Below are 26397 nucleotides of genomic sequence, written 5' to 3'. Positions count from 1 at the left end.
TCGCTGAAGTTAGCGCTTATGGGCCTCCGCCGGGATGACGGAGGGAGGAATTACACCCCCCTCACGCCGGCTCGAACCCCACCAGTTCCACACCTTCGCTGACCTGTTCGCCCACCTGGAAACGCAGATGGGTGACCTTGCCGTCGGACGGGGCCTTCAGGGTATGTTCCATCTTCATGGCCTCCAGCACGATCACCGGCTGGCCCTTGGTCACGGACGCCCCCTCCTCCACCAGCAGGGCGATGACCTTGCCCGGCATGGGGGCCGTCAGCTTGCCATGACCGCCATGGTCGCCATGGGTGCCGGCATGCGGGTCCACCAGCACCAGCGTGTGGGTGCCGCCGGCATGGAACAGGGTGACATGGTCGCCCCAGCGCACCCAGCGCGCCATGACCCGCAGCCCGTCCAGGCTGGCCGACATTGTGCCGTCAGTGGCAAGCTGGCCCGAGACCGCCAGACCGCCGATGGTGAAGCCGCCCCGGACCCAGGTGACATCCACCATGTGGCTGGCGCCCTCCTCCCCCGGCTCGCGCCATTCGACGCTGTCCACCGCCGGCAGGTTCAGCAGCAGGCCGCCCACCGCGTCCCAGGGATCATTCCCCCCCGACCGCCGCGACAGGGTCAGGCCCAGGCTGAACAGGGCCAGTGTTTGCGCCGACGGCGGGGCGGCGGCCGGCAGCAGGTCCGCCTCATACCGCTCAATGAAGCGGGTATCCAGATCGGCGGCCAGGAAGCCCGGATGGGCCGCCACCGCCGACAGGAAGGGGACATTGGCGTTCAAGCCGGCGATTTCCGTTTCCGCCAGGGCCTTTTCCAGGCGGCGCACGGCGCTGGGACGGTCCTTGTCCCAGACGATCAGCTTGGCGATCATCGGGTCATAGAAGATGGAAATGGCATCGCCCGTGCGCACACCGGTATCGACGCGGACATGCTCGCCCTGTTCGGGAAAGTGCAGATGCGCCAGGGTGCCGGTCTGCGGCAGGAAACCCTTGGCCGGGTCCTCTGCGTACAACCGCACCTCGATAGCGTGACCGTTGATGGTCAGCTGTTCCTGGGTCAGCGGCAGGGGTTCGCCAGACGCCACAAGCAGCTGCCATTCGACAAGGTCCTGGCCGGTGATCTTCTCCGTTACCGGATGTTCCACCTGCAGGCGGGTGTTCATCTCCATGAAATAGAAGGAGCCATCCGTATCCAACAGGAATTCCACCGTGCCGGCGCCGACATAACCGATGGCCTTGGCGGCGGCCACCGCCGCCTCACCCATGCGGACGCGCACCGCGGGGTCCATGCCGGGGGCGGGCGCCTCCTCCACCACCTTTTGGTGGCGGCGCTGGATGGAACAGTCGCGTTCGAACAGATAGACGCAGTTACCGTGGCTGTCGGCGAAGACCTGGATTTCCACATGGCGCGGGCGGGCCAGGTATTTTTCGATCAGCACCCGGTCATCACCGAAGCTGGCCTTGGCCTCCCGCTTGGCCGATGCCAGGGCGGCGGGGAACTCATCGGCCGAATTGGCGACCTTCATGCCCTTGCCGCCGCCCCCGGCCGACGCCTTGATCAGCACCGGGAAGCCGATGCGCGCCGCCTCATTGGCCAGCAGCGTGTCGTCCTGGTCCTCGCCATGATACCCCGGCACCAGCGGCACGCCGGCCGTTTCCATCAGGGCCTTGGCTTCCGACTTGCCACCCATGGCGCGGATGGCCGATGCCGGCGGGCCGATGAAGATCAGCCCGCCGGCAGCCACCGCATCGGCAAAGGCGGCGTTTTCCGACAGGAAGCCATAGCCTGGATGGATGGCATCCGCCCCCGTGGCCTTGGCTGCCTGGATGATACGGTCGGCCAGCAGATAGCTTTCCCGCGCCGGGGCCGGGCCGATATGCACGGCCTGGTCAGCGCTGGCCACATGCAGGGCATTTGCGTCGGCATCCGAATAAACGGCGACAGTGCCCAGCCCCATCCGGCGGGCGGTGCGCATGACGCGGGCGGCGATTTCGCCGCGATTGGCGATGAGGACCTTGGAAATACGGCTCATTTAACCCATCCCGGCTTGCGCTTGTCGAAGAAGGCGGACAGGCCCTCGCGGCCCTCATCACCCGAGCGTGCATCGGCGATGCGCGATGCGGTGTCGGCCAGCATGGCATCGTCCAGCGGACGGTCCACGGCGCGGATCAAATCCTTGGACGCCGCCTGGGCCAGCGGACCGCCGGCCAGAAGCTGTTCGATATGCCGCTCGACGGCATCGTCAAGCCCGTCCAGCCCCACCACCTCATGCACCAGCCCCAGCCGGTGCGCCTCGGCCACCCCGAACCGCTCGGCGGTCAGGAAATAACGGCGGCAGGCCCGCGCCCCCATGGCGGCCACCACATAGGGGCCGATGGTCGCCGGGATCAGCCCCAGCCGCACCTCGGTCAGGGCGAACTGCACCGGATCGGCGGCGATTGCGATATCGCAAGCCGCGACCAGTCCCACCGCCCCGGCAAAGCAATGACCATGGATCACGGCGATGGTGGGCTTGGGGCACTCGTTCAGGGTGCGCAGCATGGTGGCCAGACCGATAGCATCGGTCAGGTTCTCCTCCCGGCTGTAGCCGGCCATGCGGCGCATCCAGTTCAGGTCGCCACCGGCGGAAAAGCTCTTGCCTGCCCCGCGCAGCACGACGACGCGCACGGCCGGGTTGGTACCCAGGTCGTGGAAGATGGCGGTCAGCCCGGCGATGACCGTGTCATTGAAGGCATTGTGGATTTCCGGGCGGTTCAGGGTGACGGTCGCCACCCCGCGCCCGTCGATCTCAGTCAGGATCTCGTTCATCGTTGCCTTCCCCCATCACATCCGGAACACGCCGAACTTCGCCGCCGGGATCGGCGCGTTCAGCGCTGCCGACAGCGACAGGCCCAGCACGGAACGCGTATCCGCCGGATCGATGACGCCATCATCCCAGAGGCGGGCCGAGGCGTAATAGGGGTGGCCCTGTTTCTCATACTGCTCGCGGATCGGCGCCTTGAACGCGGCCTCTTCTTCCGCACTCCAGCTCTTGCCGGCGGCCTCCATCCCATCGCGGCGGACCGTGGCCAGCACGGTGGCCGCCTGCTCCCCGCCCATCACGGAGATGCGGGCGTTGGGCCACATATAGAGGAAGCGGGGGCTGTAGGCGCGGCCGCACATGCCGTAATTGCCGGCCCCGAAGCTGCCGCCGATGATCAGGGTGATCTTGGGCACATTGGCGCAGGCCACGGCGGTCACCAGCTTGGCCCCGTCCTTGGCGATGCCGGCATTCTCGTACTTGCGACCCACCATGAAGCCGGTGATGTTCTGCAGGAACAAGAGCGGGATCTTGCGCTGGCAGCACAGTTCGATGAAATGCGCGCCCTTGACGGCACTTTCGCTGAACAGGATGCCGTTATTGGCGATGATGCCCACCGGCATGCCCCACAGGCGCGCGAAGCCGCAGACCAGGGTCGTGCCATAGTTCGCCTTGAACTCGTCCAGTTCCGACCCGTCCACGATGCGGGCGATGATCTCGCGCACATCATAGGGCTTGCGCGTGTCGGTGGGGATGATGCCGTAAATGTCGTCGGCGCTGTAGAGCGGGTCGCGCACCGGCTTGATATCGACCTCCGGGGCCTTCACCCGGTTCAGGTTGCCGACGATGCGCCGCGCGATGCCCAGGGCATGGCCGTCATCAACGGCCAGATGGTCGGCCACGCCGGAGATGCGGGTATGCACGTCGCCGCCGCCCAGATCCTCCGCCGACACCACCTCCCCCGTCGCCGCCTTCACCAGCGGCGGGCCGCCCAGGAAGATGGTGCCCTGGTTCTGGACGATGATGCTTTCATCCGCCATGGCGGGCACATAGGCGCCGCCCGCCGTGCAGGAGCCCATGACGACGGCGATCTGCGGCACGCCATTGGCCGACAGCGTGGCCTGATTATAGAAGATGCGGCCGAAATGGTCGCGGTCGGGGAACACCTCGTCCTGGTTGGGCAGGTTGGCCCCGCCGCTATCGACCAGATAGACACAGGGCAGGTTGTTCTCCCGCGCGATGTCCTGGGCCCGCAGATGCTTCTTCACGGTCAGCGGATAATAGGTGCCGCCCTTGACCGTGGCATCATTGGCCACCACCACGCATTCCTGACCATTGACGCGGCCGATGCCGGTGATGATGCCGGCGGCCGGCACATCGTCGCTATAGACCTCATGCGCCGCCAACTGGCTGAATTCCAGGAAGGGCGTGCCGGGGTCCAGCAGGGTGCGCACCCGGTCGCGGGGGCTGAGCTTGCCACGCGCCAGATGCTTGGCCATGGCTTTCTCGCCACCGCCCAGCGCGATGCGCCCCACGGTGGCGCGCAGATCGGCGACCTGTGCCTGCATGGACGCGGCATTCTCGGCGAAGGCCGGGCTGCGCGGGTCGATTTGGGTGGGAAGGACGGGCATAGAACCACTCCCTTCAAGGGGAACCACACCGTTCGCCGCTTACACTACCGTCACCCCGGCGAAGGCCGGGGCCCAGTATCGTAGGGCTCAGTGCTTGTGAACTGGGCCCCGGCCTTCGCCGGGGTGACGGTATAAGAAGTCGGAACCTGCAGCGCTCACGCCGTTTCCTTGAACAGCTCCCGCCCGATCAGCATGCGGCGGATTTCGCTGGTGCCGGCACCGATCTCATAGAGCTTGGCGTCGCGCAGCAGGCGGCCGGTCGGATATTCGTTGATATAGCCGTTGCCGCCCAAAATCTGGATGGCATCCAGCGCCAGCTGTGTGGCCTTTTCCGCCGCCAGCAGGATGGCGCCGGCGGCATCCTTGCGGGTGATGCGCTTGGCATCGGCCGCCCGGCCGACGGCATAGACATAGGCGCGGCAGGCGTTGAGTGCGACATACATGTCGGCCACCTTGCCCTGGATCAGCTGGAACTCACCGATCGACTGGCCGAACTGCTTGCGCTCATGGATATAGGGCACGACCACATCCATGCAGGCCTGCATGATGCCCAGCGGGCCGGCGGCCAGCACGGCGCGTTCATAATCCAGGCCGGACATCAGCACGCCGACGCCGCCATTGACGCGGCCCAGGACGTTTTCCGCCGGGATCTCGCAATCCTCGAACACCAGTTCGCCGGTGTGGCTGCCGCGCATGCCCAGCTTGTCCAGCTTCTGGGCCACGGAGAAGCCCTTGAACCCCTTCTCTACCAGGAAGGCGGTGATGCCGCGGGGGCCGGCGTCCAGGTCGGTCTTGGCATAGACCACCAGCACATCGGCATCCGGCCCGTTGGTGATCCACATCTTTGTGCCGTTCAGGACGTAGCGGTCGCCTCGTCTGTCGGCGCGCAGCTTCATCGACACCACGTCGGAGCCGGCCCCCGGCTCGCTCATCGCCAGGGCGCCGACGAAGGTGCCGCTGACCAGCTTGGGCAGGAACCGGCGCTTCTGGTCGTCATTGCCGTTCAGGCGGATCTGGTTGACGCAGAGGTTGGAATGCGCGCCATAGGACAGGCCGACGGAAGCCGAGGCGCGGGAGATTTCCTCCATCGCCACCATATGCTCCACATAGCCCATGCCGGCGCCGCCATATTCCTCATCGACGGTCACGCCCAGCACGCCCAGGTCGCCCATCTTCTTCCACAGATCCATGGGGAACTGGTCGGTACGGTCGATCTCCGCCGCACGCGGTGCGATCTCATCGGCGGAAAACGCGGCCACGGCATCGCGCAACGCGTCCGCCGTCTCACCAAGACCGAAATCGAACAATGGCAGGCTGTTGCGCAGCATGGACGCTTCCTCCTTACGTTGGTTTCCTCACGCGCCGGGCGCCGCCATCCGGCGGCTTGGGCTTGACGGCGCATGGGCGCCGGGCCGGCGGTCGCCGGCCTCCACTGGCATGAGGAAAGCCCCCCGCCAATGGTCTTTATAGAAACGGTCATACGTTTTTTTAATGGCTATTTCAACAAGGAATCCTGCGGGTCTTTCCGCAAGGCGCATGCGCGGATTCCGGTTGACGGCAGACCATTGCACACCGCAGTTTGCGCGGGAGATGATTCTGTCAATGAAGAGAGGCCCTTGATGGCCCGTACCGCCGGCAGCCATGGACCGAAAACCATGGAGGCGATCCGCAAGGCCGCCCTGTCCCTGATCTATCGCAAAGGGTATGAGGCCATTACGCTGCGCCAGCTGGCCGACGCGGTGGGCATCCAGCCGGGATCGCTCTACAACCATGTCCGCAACAAGCAGGACATCCTGTTCGACCTGGTCCATGACCATATGACCATTCTGCTGGCGGAGGTGGAGCAGGCGGTGCCGGCAGAGGCCCCGCCGCTGGCGCAGCTGGAAGCCTTCATCGCCTTCCATGTCGGCTATCATATCACCCGGCGCGAGCAGGTGTTCATTGCCAATTCGGAGTTGCGTAGCCTGGAAGCGGGTAATCACGGCGTGATCGTGGGCCTGCGCAAGCGGTATGAGGGAACGCTGATCGACATTCTGCGCCGGGGGCGCGAGGACGGCACCCTGCGCGTGGATGAGCCGACCATCGCCGCCTATGCCATCCTGTCCATGCTGACCGGCATCTGCAACTGGTACCAGCCATCGGGTCGCAAGTCGGCCGAACAGCTGGTTGTGCTGCACCGGGATTTGATCTTGCGCGGCATCGTGGCATAGGGGGCCGATTCCCGACGGACAAGAAAAAGGGCGGCCCCTTTCGGAGCCGCCCTTTCAGCAATAAACAGATCGCAACCGGCTGCTTACGCGCCCGGTGCCGCCTGGCTGGCGCGTTCGGAATAGATGTAGAGCGGCTTGGCGCGGCCCTCCACCACTTCCTTGTTGACCACGATCTCCTCCACGCCCTGCAGGCCGGGCAGGTCGTACATCGGGTCCAGCAGGATGGTCTCCATGATGGAACGCAGGCCGCGGGCACCGGTCTTGCGCTCGATCGCCTTCTTGGCGATGGAGCGCAAAGCCTCCTCATGCACGGTGAGCTTCACATCCTCCATCTCGAACAGGCGCTGATACTGCTTGACCAGGGCGTTCTTGGGCTTGGACAGGATCTCGATCAGCGCCGCCTCGTCCAGGTCGTGCAGGGTGGCCAGCACCGGCAGACGGCCGACAAATTCGGGGATCAGGCCGAATTTCAGCAGATCCTCAGGCTCCACCTCACGCAGCACGTCGCCCATCCGACGCTCGTCCGGGCCGCGGACATCGGCGCCGAAGCCGATGGACGTGCCCTTGCCGCGCGCGGCGATGATCTTTTCCAGGCCGGCAAAGGCGCCGCCGCAGATGAACAGGATGTTGGTCGTGTCCACCTGCAGGAATTCCTGCTGGGGATGCTTGCGCCCGCCCTGCGGCGGCACGGAAGCCACGGTGCCTTCCATGATCTTCAGCAGGGCCTGCTGCACGCCCTCGCCCGACACGTCGCGGGTGATGGACGGGTTGTCGGACTTGCGGGAGATCTTGTCGACCTCGTCGATATAGACGATGCCGCGCTGCGCCCGCTCGACATTGTAATCGGCGGATTGCAGCAGCTTGAGGATGATGTTCTCCACATCCTCACCCACGTAACCGGCCTCGGTCAGCGTGGTGGCGTCGGCCATGGTGAAGGGCACATCGATGATGCGGGCCAGGGTCTGGGCCAGCAGCGTCTTGCCCGAACCGGTTGGCCCGACCAACAGGATGTTGGACTTGGCCAGTTCCACGTCATTGTGCTTCGCCCCATGGGCCAGGCGCTTGTAATGGTTATGGACGGCCACGGACAGCACGCGCTTGGCATGTTCCTGACCGATCACATAATCATCCAGCACCGTGCTGATATCGCGCGGGGACGGCACACCGTCGCGGGACTTCACCAGCGTGGTCTTGTTTTCCTCGCGGATGATGTCCATGCACAGCTCGACGCATTCATCGCAGATGAACACGGTGGGGCCGGCAATGAGCTTGCGCACCTCGTGCTGGCTCTTCCCGCAGAAAGAGCAGTAGAGGGTATTCTTGCTGTCGCCGCCGGTCGACTTGGTCATTTGCGCTCCGTACATCACCGGATGGCGCATGGAAGGTGGCCCGGCTGGCCCCCGACCGATACGCCCCGGCACCCCTTGCGGGATGCCTGCCTCTTGGGGGCGCCCTTGCCTTCTCCGGTTCGCTCAAGCCATCCGTGGTGGCGGATGGTGGAACCCCAGGGCTGACAATGGACGCCCTCTCTACACCTATTCAACAACACGAAAAGCGGCGGGATCAATATATACTTGTTCGCCACCGCTTCCGCTTTACGCCACCTGGGTGAGACCACCCGGACGGCCAGCGATCACCTCGTCGATGATCCCGAAGGTCTTGGCCTCCTCCGGGCTCATGAACTTGTCGCGTTCCACAGCCTTTTCAATGACATCCAGGCTCTGGCCCGTGTGCTTCACGAAAATCTCGTTGAGATTCTCACGCAGGCGCAGGATTTCCTGGGCCTGAATTTCGATATCCGCCGCCTGCCCCTGGGCACCGCCCGAGGGCTGGTGGATCATGATTCGGCTGTTGGGCAGCGAGAAGCGCTTGCCCTTGGCGCCACCGGCCAGCAGCAGGGCGCCCATGGACGACGCCTGACCCATGCAGATGGTCGCCACGGGGCAGCGGACATATTGCATCGTGTCATAGATCGCCAACCCGGCCGTCACATAACCGCCCGGCGAGTTGATGTAGAAGGAGATTTCCTTGGTCGGATTCTCCGCCTCCAGGAACAGAAGCTGGGCGCAGACCAGGCTGGCCACGGCGTCATTGACGCCGCCCACCAGAAAGATGATCCGCTCCTTCAGCAGGCGGGAGTAGATGTCGTATGCCCGCTCTCCGCGGTTGGTCTGCTCGACCACCATGGGAACCAGCGCGTTCATCTGCGGTTCGATCATGATCCCTGCTTCGCTCCACACTGCGGCCGCGGGGCCAGGATTGGTCCCCGCGGTACTCGAACTTACGGCCTCATTCACCCGTGAGATTCACGGTTGAAACGTGGCCGTTCCAACCGATCCCACTTTCAGGCGGCCGCAACCTCATCCTCGTCCGGATCGCGCATCAGTTCTTCAACCGACACGGCAACCTCGTTCACCTTAACGGTTCCGAGGATGAAGTCGACAACCTTATCCTCGTAAATCGGTGCACGCAGGCTTTCGACGGCCTGCGGGTTCTTCTTGAAGAACTCGAAAACCTGCTGCTCCTGGCCCGGATAGCGACGAACCTCGTCAAACATGGCCTGATTCAGCTCCTCGCGCGTCACAGTGATATTGTTACGGCGACCGATTTCGGAAAGGAGCAAGCCAAGACGCACGCGCCGGACAGCAATGTCCCGGTATTCGGTCTTCAGCTCTTCCTCGTTCTTGCCCTCGTCCTCAGCGTCGGCACCGCCCTTGGCCAGCTCTTCCTGCAGACGCTTCCAGATCTGCTCGAACTCGATCTCGACCATGCCGGCCGGAACCTCGAAGCTGTGCAGCTCGGCCAGCTTGTCCAGCAGGGCGCGCTTGGCGCGCAGGCGCGAGGTCGTGCCGTATTCGCCCTGCGTCCGCTCCTTGATGGCGGCCTTCAGGGCGTCGAGATCGTCGAAGCCGAAGCTCTTGGCCAGATCGTCGTTCAGCTCGGCGTCCTTGGCCGACCGCAGCTCCTTGACCTTCACCTCGAACACGGCTTCCTTACCGGCCAGCTCGGCGGCGTGGTAGGCTTCCGGGAAGGTGACGGTAACGGTGATGTCGCTGCCGGCCTTCGCACCGACCAGCTGCTCCTCAAAGCCGGGGATGAAGGAGCCGGAGCCCAGCTCCAGCTCATGATCCTCACCCTTCATGCCGGGGCGCTTCTCGCCATCGACGGAACCGTCGAAATCGATCAGCAGGATGTCGCCCAGGGCGGCGGCGCGGTCATCCTCGACCTTCTCCGTCGTGCGGCGACCCTTGGCCAGACGGCCCAGGCTCTCGCTCACGTCATCATCGGCCACGGTGGCGACGGGCTTGTCGATTTCCACGGCGGACAGGTCGGCCGGTTCGATCTCGGGCAGCAACTCGACCTGCACGGCGAATTCCAGGTCCTGGCCCGGATCGAACTTCAGCACTTCGATCTTGGGCTGCAGCGCCGGGCGCAGGTTGTTGTCGGACACGGCCTTCTGGGCGCCGTCATTGACGGCGGCTTCCAGCACCTCGCCCATGACCGACTGGCCATAGCGCTGCTTCAGGATCGGCATCGGGACCTTGCCGGGACGGAAGCCCGGGATCTTCAGGGTCTTGCCGACTTCGATCAGCTGGGTCTGCACCCGCGATTCGATGTCCTGGGCCGTGATGGTGACCTTGAAGTCGCGACGAAGGCCTTCAGCGCTGGTCTCGGTGATCTGCATGGGACGAAATGCCTGTCTTCTGTCTGTTCGCCCCAGTCCCTTCTGCCATTCAGGGTACCGAAGCTCCCGCGGGTGGGCCGGAAACCGGCGGCCGCGGTGGGTTGCGGGTTAAAACTCAACACTCAAAACATGGTGCGGGCGAAGGGACTTGAACCCCCACGTCTTTCGACACTGGAACCTAAATCCAGCGCGTCTACCATTCCGCCACGCCCGCCCGCCGGGCAAACCTGAGGGTCCGCCCGTGGGAGCGACCCGTATAGCAAGCGAATTGGGGCGCGCCAAGCGCGGAATCTGGGGGGATGGTGCCTTTGCACGCTACTCCAGCAGCACCCTTGCCGCCGCGTCGATCACGGCGTCGGCATCCAGGTGCAAGGCGCGGTAGAGGTCGGGCAGGTCGGCGGACTGGCCGAAGCTCTCCACCCCCAGGGCCGCCACCTTGTGCCCGCGCACCCCGCCCAGCCAGGAAAGGCCCGCCGGATGGCCATCGGTCAGGGTTACCAGGCGTGCCGATGGCGGCAAGGCGGACAGCAGCCGCTCCACCGGGGCCTGAGTCCCCTGCCCCGCCTGGCGGGCACGCCGCGCCGCCATCCAGCCCTGGTAGAGCCGGTCGGCCGAGGTCACCGCCAGCAGGCCGCAGCCCGGCACATCCTCCAGCAGTTGTCGGTGCGCTTCCAGGGCCTCCGGCGCCAGGGCGCCCATATAGAGGATGGCGAGGTCGGTGTCGGGTGCCGGAGGATGCCGCCAATAGCCGCCATCGATGACGGCGCCGGCATCCAGGGGGCGGGCCGGCTGCTCCAGGGTGCGGGTGGAGAGACGCAGATAGAGGCTGCCGCCATCGGGCTTCTGCATATGGTCAAAGCCCCAGCGCATGATGGCGGCCAGCTCATCCACATAGGCCGGCTCGAAGCTGGAGAGTTTGGGCAGGCCCATGCCGATCAGCGGCGTGGCGATGGACTGGTGCGCGCCACCTTCGGGTGCCAGGGTAACGCCCGACGGCGTGGCCACCAGCATGAAGCGGGCATCCTGATAGAGCGCGTAGTTGAACGCATCCAGACCGCGCATCACGAACGGATCATAGAGCGTGCCCACCGGCAGCAGGCGGGCGCCGAACAGGTCGTGCGACAGGCCCAGGGCGGACAGCATCAGGAACAGATTATGTTCGGCGATGCCCAGTTCGATATGCTGGCCCTGCGGATCGCCCTGCCAGCGCTGCGCCGACACCACCTTCTGCTCCTTGAAGATGTCGTGGCGTTCATGCCGGTCGAACAGGCCGCGCCGGTTGACCCAGGCCCCCAGGTTGGTGGAGACGGTGACGTCGGGGCTGGTGGTGACGATGCGCGCGGCCAGGTCGGTGTCGCCCTTGGCCAGATCGGCCAGGATCTTGCCGAATCCCTCCTGCGTGCTCATCCGTTCCGAGATCGCAACGTCAAGACGTTCCGGAACCGGTATGGTCGCGGCCGACAGGCGGCGGGTCGGGGTGGATGTGAAGGGCACCTCTTCGGCCAGGAAGCGCTTCAGATCGTCGATATCGACATCCAGGCCGGCAAACGGCTCCCATTCCTGGCCGTCCGCGATGCCGCATTGTGCCTTGAAGGCGGCCATCTGGTCCAGGTTCATCAGGCCGGAATGATTATCCTTGTGCCCCTGGAAGGGCAATCCCATGCCCTTCACCGTATAGGCCACGAAGCAGGCCGGGCGTTCGCTGTCGGGGCCGTTGGCGGCATGGTGGAAAATGTCGAGGATGGTGGGCAGGCAATGGCCGGCCAGATTGGTCATCAGCCGGGCCAGCATGGCATCGTCATGGCTGTCCAGCAGGGAACGGATGCCGCCGGTGGTGCCCAGGTCGCGGGTCAGCGCGTCGCGCCACGCCGCCCCACCCTTGAAGCACAGCGCGGCGTAGAGCTGGTTGGGGCAGGTGTCGATCCAATGGCGCAGCGCATCGCCGCCCGGTTCCAGAAATGCCGCCTGCAGCAGACGGCCATATTTCATGATCACCACATTCCAGTCGAGCGAGCGGAACATGCCGGTGATCGGTTCCCACAGCTTGTCGGAGACGATGCTGTCCAGGCTCTGGCGGTTGTAATCGATGATCCACCAGGCATTGCGCAGGTCATGCTTCCAACCTTCCAGCATGGCCTCGAACACATTGCCCTCATCCATCTCGGCATCGCCGACCAGGGCCACCATGCGGCCTTCCGGCTGATCCGACAGGCCCTTCAGGCGCACATAGTCCTGGACCATGCTGGCAAAGGCGGTGACGGCCACGCCTAGGCCCACGGAACCGGTGGAGAAATCCACGTCGTCGGTGTCCTTGGTACGTGACGGATAGGATTGGGCACCGCCGAAGGCGCGGAAATCCTGCATCTTGGCCTGGGTCTGACGGCCCATCAGATACTGGATGGCGTGGAAAACCGGGCTGGCATGCGGTTTCACCGCCACCCGGTCCTGCGGGCGCAGCACGTCGAAGAACAGGGCCGTCATCAGGCTGACCATGGAGGCGCTGGATGCCTGATGCCCGCCGACCTTCAGCCCATCGCGCGAGGGGCGCAGATGATTGGCATTGTGGATCATCCAAGTGCTGAGCCACAGCGCCTTGCGTTCCAGGGCGCGCAGATGCGCCAGACGACGGTCATCACTGGCGGTGCGCGGGGGAACGGGGCGGATGTCGGGCATGATGAGCGTTCCGGATGGCCAGGAGAATGGCTGTCCGCCGCCAGACCGGTAACAGAAGGCGGCAGCGGAAGGCCCCGCCGCCTTATACCAGCAAATTCGTATCAGGTGAAACGATCAGCCCGCGCACGGATTGCCGAACAGGCGCGTGAAACTGTCGACCGACAGGGTGCGAACAGCGCCCTTGTCACGACGCAGGCCGTGCGGGTCGGGCCCGTCCACCACATCATTGCGCGCCAGATAGCGCACATGGGGAAGCGGAAAACCTTCCTGGGTGATGCACAGCACGCGGGCTGTTTCCACCGTGTTGAAGATGGTCCGCTGATAGACGGCGCCGGGTACAGGTTCGGCGACCGGTTTGGAACGCTTGAACAACGACACGCTCATCGCAACGCCCCCCCATTTCGGTTCGTACCGGGCCCTGACAGATCGGACAGCCCGTTTCCCAAAAGTGGTACCGCCTGTTGAATGGGCAGAAGTTAATGCATTCAACCGGCCTGCGCAATGATGTGTAATGAAATATTGCGATTATCTTCCCAGCAATTATCCGGGATTTTAGGCAAATCAATGGAAGCGGGCCAGGACACATTGCGCTTATTAGGACATCTTTCTGGCTACACCTGTGCCTGAAACGCCGTCACCTTTGGTTTCCGGAACGAAACGAAGGGGGTGGCACTGCCCGGAAGTGGTAGTTTCAATTCTTATGCAATGCATGAGAATATAGTTATAAGCATCTGTTATTCATAAATCATCTTCACGAAGAACAGCGGGGATCGCTTCCGCCAGATCCTCCGCGATCAGGCCGCGGCCGCAATGGCGGCCGGCCGCGCCATGCAGCCAGGCCCCGGCGCTGGCGGCATCAAAGGCATCCATGCCCTGGGCCAGCAGGGCCAGGATCAGGCCGGCCAGCACATCGCCGCTGCCAGCGGTGGCCAGGTCGGGTGGGGCGTCATGGTTGATGCGGGCACGGCCATCGGGATGGGCGATGATCGTATCGGGCCCTTTCAGCAGCAGGATGGCCCCCGACTCAGCGGCGGCGCGGCGCGCCCTTTCCAGGCGCGATCCCGGCAGATCACCGAACAGGCGGGTGAATTCGCCCTCATGCGGGGTCAGGACCCAGCGGTCATCCAGCCCGGCCCGGCGTAATGCGGCCAGATCACCGGCGAATGTCGTGAAGATATCGGCATCCAGCACACCGGTGCGGCCCGCACCCAGGGCGGCCAGGGTGGCATCGCGCAGCAGCGGACCGGGACCGGCGCCGGGGCCCAGCAGCACCGCGTTGCGGCGCGGGTCGGTCAGCAGGCGGGCAAAGGCCCCTTCCCCCTCCAGGGGCTGCACGATCAGGCTGGGCATGGACAGGCTGTAGACCAGCTGCGCCGCCGGCGCGCATGCCAGGGTCACCAGCCCGGCGCCCAACCGCAAGGCCGCCCGTGCCGCCAGCCTTGCGGCACCGGTCATGGTGGAACCGCCCAGAATCAGGGCATGGCCGCGACCATATTTATGGCCCGTGGCGACGGGACGGGGGAAGATGGGGCGCCAGAGAGCAGGAGTGTTGGCGGCGAGCGTGGGCGCGAGGGGGCCCAGCACCGCATCGGGGATGCCGATATCGGCAATGACCAGCCGGCCGCGATGGCTTCTGGCCGGATATAGATAATGTGCGGGCTTGGGCCGGAAGAAGCTGACCGTGACATCGGCCATGGGCGCGCCGCCCAGGACCGCGCCATCATCGCCCGACACGCCGCTGGGCACATCCACGGCCAGGATGCGGGCACGCCGCAGCCCCCCTGGCGCGCCCATGGCCTGCACCAGTTTCAGCGCCTGACCGTCCAGCGGCCGGTTCAGACCGGCGCCGAACAGCGCATCGATGATCAGAACGGCACCGTCGAACAGGGCGGGAGTTGCCAACTCGACCGGACCATTCCACGTACCCGCCGCCCAGGCGGCATCACCCTGCAAACATGCCGCATCCCCCAGCAGGCCCAGGCGTACGGGCCAGCCGGCGGCCGCCAGATGCCGGGCCGCCACGAATCCATCGCCGCCATTATTGCCGGGCCCACAGAGGATGGAGACCGGCATGGGCCGGCCGGCGCACAGGGCGATGGCTTCGCGCGCCACCGCCATGCCGGCGCGTTCCATCAGGGCCGGGCCGGATATGCCCGCAGCCATGGCGGCACGGTCGGCCGCGTACATCTGGCTGACGGTCAGGATTTCCGTGGCCATGCGGTTTCCCCGTTCCTCAGGCGCCGGCGCCCACATCCGTGGGCTTGGCTTCACGGCGCACGTGCGCCGCGGCGGCAGTCGCCGCCGGAGCGGTTTCCGGCACCCTGAAACCGCTCTGGATTCTGCGGAAGGCATTGTGCGCCAGGGACGCCAGGGTCCGGAAACGAAAAAGGTCGCCCGGAGGCGACCTTGTTTCACTCCCCACAAAGGAGGAGAATGGGGCGATGGACGGGACTCGAACCCGCGACCACTCGGACCACAACCGAGAGCTCTACCAACTGAGCTACCACCGCCGCCGGGAGCCGCTGTATGCCCCAGACGTTTCCGGACGTCAAGCATTCGATACAGAAAAAATGCAGGGTCACCCACCCGCTTTGCGCACGCCATATTATGAAGCAGACAAATGCCCCAACAGGGGCGCTTCGCATGGTTAATGCGCAGTTTTTTGGCCTAAGGCTTAAAATATGAACAGTTAATTGCCTGTTTGTTGATCATTTTTCGGAAAAAACATAATCAAATGCCCGTGATCCCATGGCAGGTGCGACTGGCATGGGGCATGCTTATAAAGAGGCCGCGTCGGTCAGGCTGGTGTCAGCCGGGCCGGCGCCGAAATTTGGAGCTGCGGGACGCGATGAAGAAGATTGAAGCGATCATCAAGCCCTTCAAGCTGGATGAGGTGAAGGAAGCCCTCCACGAAGTGGGGATCAAGGGCATCACCGTGACCGAAGCCAAGGGCTTCGGCCGCCAGAAGGGCCATACCGAACTCTACCGGGGGGCGGAATATGTCGTCGACTTCCTGCCCAAGGTGAAGATCGAGGTCGTCATGGATGATAGTCTGGTGGAGCGCGCCGTCGAGGCCATCCAGCAGGCCGCCCATACGGGCCGCATCGGCGACGGCAAGATCTTCGTGACCCCGGTGGAGGAGGTGATCCGCATCCGCACCGGCGAGCGTGGTCCCGACGCCATCTGACGCTTTTCCGGGTATCGCCGCAACAACCGGTGCCGCCCGGCGAGAGGGTTAAGAATTTTCTTTCAAAGGGACCGGGGATGGAGTAACGCCAGCACCGGCGTCCCCACCCCGGGACCGGTTTCAACCGCGACAAACCTCAAACCACGGAAGCAGAGGCTATGTCTGATCTGGACAAGTTCTTCGATCTGATCAAGGAAAACGACGTCAAGTATGTCGATTTCCGCTTCACCGACATCAAGGGGAAGGTTCACCACGTTTCCCAGCACCTCTCCACGGTCGATGAGGATCTGCTGACCGACGGCGTGATGTTCGACGGCTCGTCGATCGAAGGCTGGAAGGCCATCAACGAGTCCGACATGACCCTGCTGCCGGACCTGTCCACGGCCGTCATGGACCCGTTCTCGGCCCAGCCGCTGCTGACCGTGCTGTGCGACGTGCTGGAGCCCTCCACCCGCCAGCCCTATAGCCGCGACCCGCGCTCCATCGCCAAGGCCGCCGAAAAGTACATGGCCTCGGCCGGGATCGGCGACACCGCCTATTTCGGTCCGGAAGCCGAGTTCTTCGTGTTCGACGACGTCAAGTTCGAAGTCTCGATGAACAAGGTGTCCTACGAGTTCGACAGCGAGGAAGGCCCGTACAATTCCGGCCGTTCCTATGAGGGCGGCAACCTGGGTCACCGCCCGGGCGTGAAGGGCGGCTATTTCCCCGTCGGCCCGGTCGACAGCGCCCAGGACCTGCGCGCCGAGATGCTGACCGTGCTGGGCGAGATGGGCGTCGAGGTGGAGAAGCACCACCACGAAGTCGCCGCCTCGCAGCATGAGCTGGGCGTCAAGTTCGGCACGCTGGTCAAGATGGCCGACGGCATGCAGCTGTTCAAGTATGTGGTCCATAATGTGGCCCATCAGTACGGCAAGACCGCGACCTTCATGCCCAAGCCGGTGTTCGGCGACAATGGCTCGGGCATGCATTGCCACCAGTCGATCTGGAAGGACGGCAAGCCGCTGTTCGCCGGCAACCTGTATGCCGACCTGTCGGAAACCGCCCTGTTCTATATCGGCGGCATCATCAAGCATGCCCGCGCCCTGAACGCCTTCACCAACCCGCTGACCAACAGCTATAAGCGTCTGGTCCCGGGCTATGAGGCGCCGGTGCTGCTGGCCTATTCCAGCCGCAACCGTTCGGCTTCCTGCCGTATCCCGCACGTGTCGAGCCCGAAGGGCAAGCGCGTCGAGGTCCGCTTCCCCGATCCGGGTGCGAACCCGTACCTGGCGTTCGCCGCCATGCTGATGGCCGGTCTGGATGGTATCCAGAACAAGATCCATCCGGGCGATGCCATGGACAAGAACCTGTACGACCTGCCACCCGACGAACTGAAGGAAATCCCGACGGTTTGCCGCAGCTTGCGCGAAGCCCTGGAAAGCCTGTCGGCCGACCGCGACTTCCTGAAGAAGGGCGACGTGTTCACCGACGACATGATCGAGAGCTTCATCGAGCTGAAGATGCAGGAAGTGCTGGCGTTCGAAACCTCGCCGCACCCGATCGAGTACAAGATGTATTACAGCGTCTGATGCGTGCGGCCCGGCGATGGGCCCGACCATCGACGACGATCAGCAGACCCCCGCCGGGCGACCGGCGGGGGTTTCTCGCTTTTAGCGCGTCCGGCAATCGGCTATATCTGCCGTCCACGATGCAGGACATGATGAACCGTTCAGATCACCCGACCGCCAGCCCCGGCCCGCTTGGCGGGTCGCCCCGGCGCATCATGGCCATGGTCATGCGCAACTGGTTCCTGATCCGGCAGAGCTGGCCGCGCATCCTGGAGCTTTGCTATTGGCCCACGGTGCAGTTGATGGTCTGGGGCTTCATGTCGCAGTTCCTGCGCGGGCAGACATCGCTGCTGGCCAATGCCGCCGGCGTGCTGATCTCCGCCGTGCTGCTGTGGGAAGTGCTGGTGCGCACCCAGATCGGGATGAGCATCACCTTCCTGGAGGAACTCTGGTCGCGCAATCTGGGCAATTTGTTCGTCAGCCCGCTGCGCCCCTGGGAATGGGTTCTGTCGCTGGTGGTGATGGGGTTCATCCGCGTGCTGCTGGGGCTGGCGCCGCCAGTGCTGCTGTCCATCCTGTTCTTCGACATGTCGATCTTCGACCTGGGGCTGCCGCTGGCCGGGTTCTTCGCCAATCTGATGCTGCTGGGCATCAGCGTGGGTCTGCTGACCTCGGGCATGATCCTGCGCCATGGGTTGGGGGCGGAGTCGCTGTGCTGGATGGCGGTGTTCGTGCTGGCGCCGTTTTCAGCGGTCTATTACCCGCTGTCGTCGCTGCCGCCGATGGTGCAGTACATCTCCGTCGCCATCCCTGCCACCCATGTGTTCGAGGGGATGCGCGCCGTGCTGTTCCAGGGGACGCTGGAATGGTCCCGGCTGGGCTGGGCCGTCATTCTCAATCTTTTCTATCTGGGGCTGGCGTCCCTATACTTCCTGGGGGCGTTCCGCAACGCGCGGCGGCGCGGCGCCCTGTTGCAGGCGGGCGAGTAAGGGGCGGCACGGGTGACGGAACGAAAATATGCGGTGCAGCGGCCCAAGGGCGCGAAATGGGAGACCCTGTCGCTGGTCGAAGACCTGAAGGCGGGCCGCCAGGAATTCCGCAATGCCGTCGGCCTGCACGGGGCCGGTCCCGTCCGCCTGATCCAGGTGGATTTCGTCAGCGACGAGGCCCTGGCCGATTTCGACTGGCGCCTGATCGAGTTGCATGACCCGCGCAAGGATGGACGGCCCAAGCCCACCCTGGTAGCGGGCAGTGAACGCACCAAGCCCAAGCCCAGGCCGGCGGCGCGCGGTGGGGCGGCAAGGCCGGGACCGGACGAGAAGGTGCCGGTGCCGATCAAGACCTATATGCTGGCCTTCCTGTTCGGGGTCGTGGCGCTGGCCATCTGGGCGCTGTTCTATCGCACCTGAGAGGTGGTCTCAGTAAAGCCGCGGCACCTCGATCATCGGGCAGCGGTCCATGATCACCGTGCTGCCCAACGCCTCCGCCTGGGCCGCCGCCGCGTCGTTGCGGATGCCCAACTGCATCCAGATATAGGGGATGCCGCGTTCGGCCGCGTCGATGGCCACCTGGCCGGCGGCGTCGGGACGACGGAAGATATCGACCATGTCCGGCTTTTCCGGCAGGTCGGCCAGGCTGGCATAGGCTTGCTGGCCCAGCACCGTCTGTCCGGCCAGAGCCGGGTTCACCGGGATCACCCGATGTCCACGGTCGGCCAGATATTTCATCACATAGAAGCTGGGCTTGGCCGGGTCGGCCGTGGCGCCGACCACGGCGATGGTCCGGGCACTGTCCAGCACATGGCGGATCAGGTCATCGGGGTAATGATCGTGGTTCATGGCGTCGGTCCCTGCCTGTTGCACCCCCAGCATGCGGGGGATTTGGGCGCGGGCCAAGGGCGTTGCCACCCGGCCCAAAGGTCAGGGGTGCCATGCGTGAGGAAGCGGGGATCGACAAACCCGTCCCCCCTGGGGCGAACCGCCCGATCAGCGGCGGCGCTTTTTCTTGTCGTTGCTCTTGTCGACCTCGTTGACCACGGCGCCGGTGCCGGCACCCGCCAGGGCGCCGATGGCGGCACTGCCGACGCTGCCGCCCAGCACGGCGCCCGTGCCGGCGCCGATCAGCGCGCCGGACGCGACGCGTTCCTGCATGTTGTTGCCGCACCCGGCCAGGATGCCGATCATGAGCAGGCCAGCCGCAGCCGTCCGTCCGATCATCGCGTACATTTCTGCCTCCGTCATTATTGGACAACTGGCAAGGGAACGATGGCGATGGCGGTAGGTTCCCACGCAACCGCACCATGTCACCGCCGCATGGCCGGACCGGATGGCGGCAAAGGCCTGAATGACGATTTGAAAATACTCAATGAATTCAAGGGGTTTCTGAATAAGGTATTATAATACCGTTTCGCATACCCTTGTGGATGCTGCATTTTCTGCTTGCGGCGAATGGCGATTGGCCCTACATCACCATCCGCTTCGGTGCCAGCCTGGTGGTTGGCGCCTTCATCCGTTCAAGCCCGAGTGCTCCGATGAAGACCTTTAACCTGAAGCCGTCCGAGATCGAGAAGAAGTGGATTCTCATCGATGCGGAGGGCATTGTCCTGGGTCGTCTCGCCAGCCAGATCGCCCTGATTCTGCGCGGCAAGACCAAGCCCACCTATACCCCGTTCCTGGATTGCGGTGACAATGTCATCGTCATCAATGCCGAGAAGGTCGCCCTGACCGGCAACAAGCGCCAGGACGCCATGTTCTACTGGCACACCGGCTATCCGGGCGGCATCAAGGGCCGTTCGGCCGGCCAGATCCTGGATGGCCGCTTCCCCGAGCGCGTCGTCATCAAGGCCGTCGAGCGCATGATCAAGCGCAGCCCGCTGGGTCGTCAGCAGATGAGCAATCTGCGCGTCTATGCCGGTAGTGAGCACCCGCACGCCGCCCAGACGCCGGTCGTGCTGGATCTCGCCGCCAAGAACGCCAAGAACAAGCGGAGCGCCTGATAATGGCCACGATCAACAGCCTCGCTGACCTGAAGGCCGGCGCCGCCGTCGGCGTCGTCGCCACTGCGGCCGCCCCGGTGGAACCCAAGATTGACGCCTTCGGCCGCGCCTATGCCACCGGCAAGCGCAAGAACGCCGTCGCCCGCGTCTGGATCAAGCCCGGCACCGGCAAGATCACCGTGAACGGTCGTGAACTGGCGGTTTATTTCGCCCGTCCCGTGCTGCGCATGATGATCAACCAGCCGTTCCAGATCACCAGCCGCGTCGAGCAGTTCGACATCGTCGCCACCGTGTCCGGTGGTGGTCTGTCGGGCCAGGCCGGTGCGCTGCGTCACGGCATCTCCAAGGCCCTGACCTATTTCGAGCCGGGCCTGCGTCCGCCGCTGAAGGCCGCCGGCCTGCTGACCCGCGACAGCCGCGTCGTCGAGCGTAAGAAGTACGGTAAGGCCAAGGCCCGCCGCAGCTTCCAGTTCTCCAAGCGCTAATCGCGTTTGGTCCCGGTTCGCCGGGTTTGGTACGGAGAAAGGGCGTTCCCCCCTGTGGGAGCGCCCTTTTTCTTTTCCTGGACCCATGCGAATTTTGGTCATCGGGCGGTCATCGGAAGGCGGGCGGAGATGGATTGGCAGGGTGAACTGCGCCGCACGGGGATCGCCCTGATGCGCAACCCCGCCGACGCCCAGGCGCTGATGGACCGCAGCATGGCGGCCGGTGCGCAGGGCAATTGGTCGATGGCGGTGGAGTGCCTGGTCAAGGTGCTGGGCATGACCGGCGACCAACCGATCCTGCTGCGCAATCTGGCCCGTGCGCATCTGCGGCTGCAGGATGCCGACGCGGCCATGGCCGCCATGGGCCGGCTGATGGCGGGCGATCCGGACAGCACGGAACCGGAAAATTGGGCGCTGCTGGGGGCGGCCCGGCTGATGGCGGGACAGACGGGGCCGGCGCTGGATGCCCTCCGCCGCTGCCGGGCGCTGCGGGGGCCCGGTCCTGCGCCCAACAGTATCAACCTGGCCACCGCGTTGCTGAAGCTGGGCCAATGGCCGGAAGGGTTGGCCGCCTATGAGCAGCGGTGGGATATGGCCGATGGGCCGTCGCTGGCCATCCGGGAGCAGCTATCCGCCCTGCCCGACTGGAACCCGGCGGTGGCCGGCGCCGATCTGGTGATCGGCACCGAACAGGGCTATGGCGACATGATCATGGTCGCACGCTGGCTGCCCGCCATCGCGGCCAGGGCGCGGTCTGTCACCTTCATGGTCCGGCCCCTGCTGCTGTCATTGCTGTCGGGCAATTTCAACCACGTCGCCAATCTGCGCTTCGCAACGCCGGAACAGGTGACGGTATCGGCGCATAGCCACCGGCTGATGGCGATGTCCATTCCGCTGATGGTTGGGGCGACACCCGATAGCCTGCCGGGTGGCTATGGCTATCTGTCGGCGGCGCCCTGGATCAGCCAGCGCCGCCGCACCCGCCAGCGTCCGGCCGTGGGTATCGTCTGGCGGGGATCGAACCTGCATCCCGAAGATGATGTCCGGTCCATTCCCGACAGCCTGGCGGCGCCGTTCCTGGCGCGGTCGCCGCATATCGATTTCTATGCCCTGTCGCCGCCCGGCCTGCAGCGGCTGCGCGGGTCGGTGCCGGACAATCTGCATTTCGTGCTGCGGGATGGGGATGGGTTTGAGGCCACGGCGGCCTTGATCGAGGAGATGGATCTGGTGGTCAGCATCGACAGCGCGCCCTGCCACCTGGCCGGCGCGCTGGGCGTGCCCGTCTGGACCCTGCTGCGCCGCCACCCCGACTGGCGCTGGGGCGACGCAGCCGAGGGGGAGACGCCCTGGTACCGGTCCATGACCCTGCTGCGCCAGCCGGCGGCGGGCGACTGGGCGGGGTTGCTGGATCAGGTGACGGCACGGCTGGCGGGGGTAAGGGCAAGGACCTAGGACGCCACGGCCTGGCGCGGGATCAGGGTATCGACATGGGCGGTCACCGCGTCCCAGGCGCCGGGCGCCAGTTCCAGCAGGCGGGTGACCAGCATCGCCGCCCTTTCGCGGTCGCCGTCGATCAGGGCGCGTTCGATGCCGGCGGCCAGATGCTGGATCTGGCGCAGGCCCAAATTGCCGGCCAGCGAGATCATGGAATGCGCCTCGCGCCGCAGCAAATCCCAGTTCGCATCACCCAGCAGCCGCGCCATGCGGTCCGTGCGCTCGCCGCCGGTGCCGATGAACCGCCTCATCAGGTCGGAAAATTCGGCCGCATCGGTGAAGGAAAGCAGCCCCGCCAGGACGGAGGGGTCGAGAACGGGATGGTCTGTCAGGTCCATATCGGGTTCCAGTTGAGCGCGGTATCCGGCATCGTCCGCCGTGCCATCGCGGTTGCCCGCCCAATGCGCCGCCGCCAGCAGCAGTGCCTTGGGCTCATAAGGTTTGGAGACGTAATCGTCCATGCCCGCCTCCAGATAGCTTTCCCGCATGCCGACCATGGCATTGGCGGTCATGGCGATGATGGGCGTGCGGCGCTGGCCGGTCTGGCTTTCCTGGGTGCGGATCAGGCGCGTCGCCTCGATCCCATCCATGCCGGGCATCTGCACATCCATCAGGATCAGGTCGTAGCGGCGTGACTCCGCCGCCGCAATGGCCTGCATCCCATCTTCCACCAGATCCACGCCATAGAGGTCGCGTTCCAGGATCAGGCGGGCCACGTTGCGGTTGACGGGATTGTCATCCACCACCAGCACGCGGCGCCCCCGGCCCCTTTCATCGGCCAGCGCCGGCACCGGAAGCGGTGGTTCCGCCCCGGCGGGGGCGAACAGGCGGCCCAGCAGGTCGCGGAGATCGGCCGGCCGGGCCGGCTTGGCGATCATGGCGTCGAACAGGTCGGCCGCCGGATCACCCGCGTCCAGCCCGCCGGTGGAGGAGACCAGCACCAGCCGGATGCCCGCGAAGGAGGGATGGCCGCGCAGCCAGCTGGCCAGCGCGTCACCCGTCATGCCCGGCATCGTATGGTCGATGAGGACGACAGCGGGGAATGTGCCCTCGCGCAAGCAGCGTTCCAGCTCGGCAAGCGCGGCCGGCGCACCATTGGCGGCGGTCACCTTCATGCCCAGCCGTTCCAGCTGTCGCGACAGAATGCGGCGATTGGTCTCCATATCATCCACAACCAGGGCGGACAGGTCCTGCAACCATTGCTGGATGTTCTGACGGTCGGGCAGCGGGGCGGCGGCGGGCCGCAGGGAGATGGTGAACCAGAAACGGCTGCCCTGCCCCACCCGGCTTTCCACCTGGATGTCGCCTTCCATCAGCTGCACCAACTGGCGGGAGATGGTCAGGCCCAGGCCGGTGCCGCCAAAACGCCGCGTGATGGAATTGTCAGCCTGGGTGAATTTCTGAAACAACCGGCCCATCTGATCCGGCGTCATGCCGATGCCGGTGTCCGACACCGTGAAACGCAGGCGCGTGGTGCCCGGCGGCTGGGGGTTCCCGTCATCCACCGTGCGGACATCAATGGAGATGACCCCCTCCTCCGTAAATTTGACGGCGTTGCCGGCCAGATTGAGCAGGATCTGGCGCAGGCGAACCGGGTCGCCACGATAGGCGCGGGCGGCGGCGGGATCGATCTCCGCCACCAGGGTCACGCCCTTCTGCTGCGCGCGCGGCGCCAGCAGCGCCACGACCCCTTCCACGATCTCATCCAGCGCGAAATCAATATTGTCGAGGTCGAGCTTGCCGGCCTCCAGCTTGGAGACATCCAGGATGTCGTTGATGACATAGAGCAGGGCATCGGCACTCTCGCGGATCGTCTCCGCAAAGCCGCGCTGTTCGGGCGACAATGCCGTATCCAGCAGCAGGCCGGTCATGCCGATGATGCCGTTCATCGGGGTGCGGACCTCATGGCTCATATTGGCCAGGAATTCTGATTTGGCCTGATTGGCGGTCTCCGCGACGCGGGCCGCGGCCTCCGCCACGCACCGCGCACGGTCCAGGTCAGCGGCCAGAGCCTGCAAGCTGTCCGCCTGTTCGCCCAGCCGGTCGCGGGCGGCGCGCAGTTCCTGTTCCTGCACAACGCGGTCACCCACGTCGCGGGTGGCCGACACGATGCGCTGCCCCGCCAGATCATCGGCAGCGAGCGCGAAAGCCGTCTCCACCCAGATCCAGCGCCCGTCGCCATGGCGCAGCCGGTAGGTCAACGGGGCGCAAGCCATCCCGGCCGCCAAGATGGGGGGGACGCGTTCGATCATCTGTACATCGTCGGGATGGCAGCGATCCTGCGGCGCGGCACCCACCAGCTGTTCGGGCGTATAGCCCAGCATCCAGGCGCAGGTGGGCGAGACATAGAGATAGGTGCCATCCAGCGCATGCAGGGCCACCACATCGCTGCCCTGCTCGGACAGAAGCCTGTATTGCGCGTCACGGGTGGCCAGCTCGGTCGCCTGGCGCTGCAGGCTGGCCGCCATATCGTTGATGGCCCCGGCCAGGGCCCCGATCTCGCCCCCCCCGGGAGCGACGCGCAGGCCCAGTTCCCCCCTTCCCAGGCGACTGACGGTGCCGATCAGGCGGGACAGCGGGTCCAGCACCGTATTTGCCACGCCTACATAGACCATCAGCATGGCCAGCAGCGACAGGGCCAGCAGGGCCGCCATGTTGCGGTGGAATTCCCGTTCCGCCCCCGCCAGGACCTGATCACGCGGGTAGGAGACGATGATGCGCAGGTCGCCGGTGGACAGCGGCACGAAGGCCATCAACCTTTCAACATCGTCAAGTCCCGGCCCCACCCAGGTGCCGCTCCCCTGCTGGTCCAGCACGGCGCGGCCGAAGGGGACATCGGATATGTCGCTGCCATTCAGGGTGTCCAGCGCCGGGTAATGGGCGATCAATGTGCCATCGGCATGCAGCGCCACCAGCGTGGCGTCGGGCGCCACCTCCAGCAGGCGGGCCGCCATGCCATCCAGCCAGTCCAGCAGCAGCCCGGCCAGCGCCACGCCGACGATCTGGCGGCCTTCCGCCATGATCGGCTGGGCATAGACGATAACCGGCCGGCCCGTGGCGCGGGCCCGCAAATAGCCGCTGATCGCCGGCCGGCCCGTTTTCAGCACGCGCTGGAAATATTCCCGGTCGGCCAGGTTGATCTCTTCATCGTCGGGGGCCGTCGAACAGCGGATCGATCCGTCGGGCCGAGCAATGAATATGTTGGAGACCCAGGGCTGGGCCCCCTTCAAGGTGGCCAGGCCGCGATCGCATTCCACATCGCGCGAGACGCGGCTGGCGGCCACGGCCACCAGCCTTTGCAGGCTGGACATCATATCCGCATGCTGGGCGGCGGCGAAGCGGGCCATGTCCATGGCCCGGTCGAGGGCTTGCGCCTGCGCATCCGCGCGACGCGACCGATCCTCCACCACCAGCACGACGGACATGACCAATATCACTGCCGACAGCAGCAGAACCAGCCTTCCCCTCAATGACAGTGACGGCAATCGCATGACGCCCATGATCCATCGTATGGCGGCACCCTGCACCGCATCAATATCGCCAGAATACGACGCTATGTGCCGGGTCGCGGCAGTGCATCGGGATAGATCAGGCACCACCTGACATGGAAACGCGACAGAAACGTCGTCCCCGCCCCGACCATGAGGATAGGGCGACATTCATTCGCGCTTTTAACCTTTCCGACTTCGG

At 65.1% G+C, this 26397-nt stretch carries 21 protein-coding genes and 2 tRNA genes; 8 read left to right on the top strand and 15 right to left on the bottom strand.

Annotated elements, in window-relative coordinates; all coding sequences use genetic code 11:
• Positions 1-61: 61 nt before the first annotated feature.
• From AC1Q7F_RS24475 to AC1Q7F_RS24460, 4 genes are all read right to left on the bottom strand, one after another.
• Positions 62-2032, bottom strand: a complete 1971-nt coding sequence (locus AC1Q7F_RS24475; RefSeq protein ID WP_492511153.1) for an acetyl/propionyl/methylcrotonyl-CoA carboxylase subunit alpha — start codon at positions 2030-2032, stop codon at positions 62-64.
• Positions 2029-2808 (bottom strand): enoyl-CoA hydratase/isomerase family protein, encoded by a 780-nt coding sequence (locus AC1Q7F_RS24470; RefSeq protein ID WP_492511152.1) that lies wholly within the window; start codon positions 2806-2808, stop codon positions 2029-2031. Before AC1Q7F_RS24470 ends, AC1Q7F_RS24475 begins: the two co-directional genes overlap by 4 nt.
• Positions 2809-2823: 15 nt before the next feature.
• Positions 2824-4431, bottom strand: coding sequence for a carboxyl transferase domain-containing protein (locus tag AC1Q7F_RS24465; RefSeq protein ID WP_492511151.1), 1608 nt, complete (start codon positions 4429-4431; stop codon positions 2824-2826).
• A 155-nt stretch (positions 4432-4586) separates the two neighbouring features.
• Positions 4587-5759, bottom strand: a complete 1173-nt coding sequence (locus AC1Q7F_RS24460) for an isovaleryl-CoA dehydrogenase (RefSeq protein ID WP_492511150.1) — start codon at positions 5757-5759, stop codon at positions 4587-4589.
• A gap of 291 nt (positions 5760-6050) precedes the next feature.
• Between AC1Q7F_RS24460 and AC1Q7F_RS24455 the strand changes: the two genes are divergently transcribed.
• Positions 6051-6641 (top strand): TetR/AcrR family transcriptional regulator, encoded by a 591-nt coding sequence (locus AC1Q7F_RS24455; RefSeq protein ID WP_492511149.1) that lies wholly within the window; start codon positions 6051-6053, stop codon positions 6639-6641.
• A gap of 83 nt (positions 6642-6724) precedes the next feature.
• Here AC1Q7F_RS24455 and clpX read toward each other — a convergent pair whose 3' ends face one another.
• From clpX to AC1Q7F_RS24415, 8 genes are all read right to left on the bottom strand, one after another.
• Positions 6725-7990, bottom strand: a complete 1266-nt coding sequence (gene clpX, locus AC1Q7F_RS24450) for an ATP-dependent Clp protease ATP-binding subunit ClpX (protein WP_492511148.1) — start codon at positions 7988-7990, stop codon at positions 6725-6727.
• A 246-nt stretch (positions 7991-8236) separates the two neighbouring features.
• Entirely contained in the window at positions 8237-8860 is a 624-nt protein-coding gene (gene clpP / locus AC1Q7F_RS24445; RefSeq protein WP_492511147.1) for an ATP-dependent Clp endopeptidase proteolytic subunit ClpP, read from the bottom strand.
• Between the two features lie 125 nt (positions 8861-8985).
• Positions 8986-10326, bottom strand: coding sequence for a trigger factor (gene tig / locus AC1Q7F_RS24440; RefSeq protein ID WP_492511146.1), 1341 nt, complete (start codon positions 10324-10326; stop codon positions 8986-8988).
• A 130-nt stretch (positions 10327-10456) separates the two neighbouring features.
• Positions 10457-10540 (bottom strand) — tRNA-Leu (locus AC1Q7F_RS24435).
• 101 nt (positions 10541-10641) lie between these two features.
• Positions 10642-12999 carry a thiamine pyrophosphate-binding protein gene (locus tag AC1Q7F_RS24430; RefSeq protein ID WP_492511145.1) on the bottom strand — a complete coding sequence of 786 codons (2358 nt, stop codon included), beginning with the start codon at positions 12997-12999 and terminating at the stop codon, positions 10642-10644.
• Between the two features lie 114 nt (positions 13000-13113).
• Positions 13114-13383, bottom strand: a complete 270-nt coding sequence (locus AC1Q7F_RS24425; protein WP_492511144.1) for a hypothetical protein — start codon at positions 13381-13383, stop codon at positions 13114-13116.
• Between the two features lie 354 nt (positions 13384-13737).
• The gene (locus tag AC1Q7F_RS24420) at positions 13738-15216 is read right to left on the bottom strand and encodes an NAD(P)H-hydrate dehydratase (RefSeq protein WP_492511143.1); all 1479 of its coding nucleotides are present in this window, start codon (positions 15214-15216) and stop codon (positions 13738-13740) included.
• A gap of 217 nt (positions 15217-15433) precedes the next feature.
• Positions 15434-15509: transfer RNA gene (locus AC1Q7F_RS24415), tRNA-His, on the bottom strand.
• 338 nt (positions 15510-15847) lie between these two features.
• On the opposite strand from AC1Q7F_RS24415, the gene AC1Q7F_RS24410 reads away from it, so the two are divergent.
• From AC1Q7F_RS24410 to AC1Q7F_RS24395, 4 genes are all read left to right on the top strand, one after another.
• On the top strand, positions 15848-16186 hold the full coding sequence (locus AC1Q7F_RS24410; RefSeq protein WP_416575147.1) for a P-II family nitrogen regulator: 339 nt from the start codon (positions 15848-15850) through the stop codon (positions 16184-16186).
• Between the two features lie 158 nt (positions 16187-16344).
• Positions 16345-17754, top strand: a complete 1410-nt coding sequence (gene glnA / locus AC1Q7F_RS24405; protein ID WP_492511142.1) for a type I glutamate--ammonia ligase — start codon at positions 16345-16347, stop codon at positions 17752-17754.
• A gap of 128 nt (positions 17755-17882) precedes the next feature.
• Positions 17883-18722, top strand: a complete 840-nt coding sequence (locus tag AC1Q7F_RS24400) for an ABC transporter permease (RefSeq protein WP_492511141.1) — start codon at positions 17883-17885, stop codon at positions 18720-18722.
• 12 nt (positions 18723-18734) lie between these two features.
• The gene (locus AC1Q7F_RS24395) at positions 18735-19142 is read left to right on the top strand and encodes a hypothetical protein (RefSeq protein ID WP_492511140.1); all 408 of its coding nucleotides are present in this window, start codon (positions 18735-18737) and stop codon (positions 19140-19142) included.
• Between the two features lie 9 nt (positions 19143-19151).
• On the opposite strand, the gene AC1Q7F_RS24390 is transcribed toward AC1Q7F_RS24395, so the two are convergent.
• Both AC1Q7F_RS24390 and AC1Q7F_RS24385 read right to left on the bottom strand, forming a co-directional pair.
• On the bottom strand, positions 19152-19628 hold the full coding sequence (locus AC1Q7F_RS24390; protein WP_492511139.1) for a CoA-binding protein: 477 nt from the start codon (positions 19626-19628) through the stop codon (positions 19152-19154).
• Positions 19629-19718: 90 nt separating this feature from the next.
• Positions 19719-19958 (bottom strand): YMGG-like glycine zipper-containing protein, encoded by a 240-nt coding sequence (locus AC1Q7F_RS24385; RefSeq protein WP_492511138.1) that lies wholly within the window; start codon positions 19956-19958, stop codon positions 19719-19721.
• A gap of 305 nt (positions 19959-20263) precedes the next feature.
• Here AC1Q7F_RS24385 and rplM point away from each other — a divergent pair, with 305 nt between their 5' ends.
• From rplM to AC1Q7F_RS24370, 3 genes are all read left to right on the top strand, one after another.
• The gene (gene rplM, locus AC1Q7F_RS24380) at positions 20264-20728 is read left to right on the top strand and encodes a 50S ribosomal protein L13 (protein ID WP_492511173.1); all 465 of its coding nucleotides are present in this window, start codon (positions 20264-20266) and stop codon (positions 20726-20728) included.
• A 2-nt stretch (positions 20729-20730) separates the two neighbouring features.
• The gene (rpsI, locus tag AC1Q7F_RS24375) at positions 20731-21213 is read left to right on the top strand and encodes a 30S ribosomal protein S9 (RefSeq protein WP_492511137.1); all 483 of its coding nucleotides are present in this window, start codon (positions 20731-20733) and stop codon (positions 21211-21213) included.
• A 129-nt stretch (positions 21214-21342) separates the two neighbouring features.
• The gene (locus AC1Q7F_RS24370) at positions 21343-22665 is read left to right on the top strand and encodes a glycosyltransferase family 9 protein (RefSeq protein WP_492511136.1); all 1323 of its coding nucleotides are present in this window, start codon (positions 21343-21345) and stop codon (positions 22663-22665) included.
• On the opposite strand, the gene AC1Q7F_RS24365 is transcribed toward AC1Q7F_RS24370, so the two are convergent.
• Positions 22662-26198, bottom strand: a complete 3537-nt coding sequence (locus AC1Q7F_RS24365; RefSeq protein ID WP_492511135.1) for a response regulator — start codon at positions 26196-26198, stop codon at positions 22662-22664. The genes AC1Q7F_RS24370 and AC1Q7F_RS24365 overlap by 4 nt on opposite strands.
• Positions 26199-26397: the final 199 nt, after the last annotated feature.

Source organism: Niveispirillum sp. GW835-FHT14G11 (genome assembly GCF_058793615.1).
This window is presented reverse-complemented; position numbering and strand designations above follow the sequence as displayed.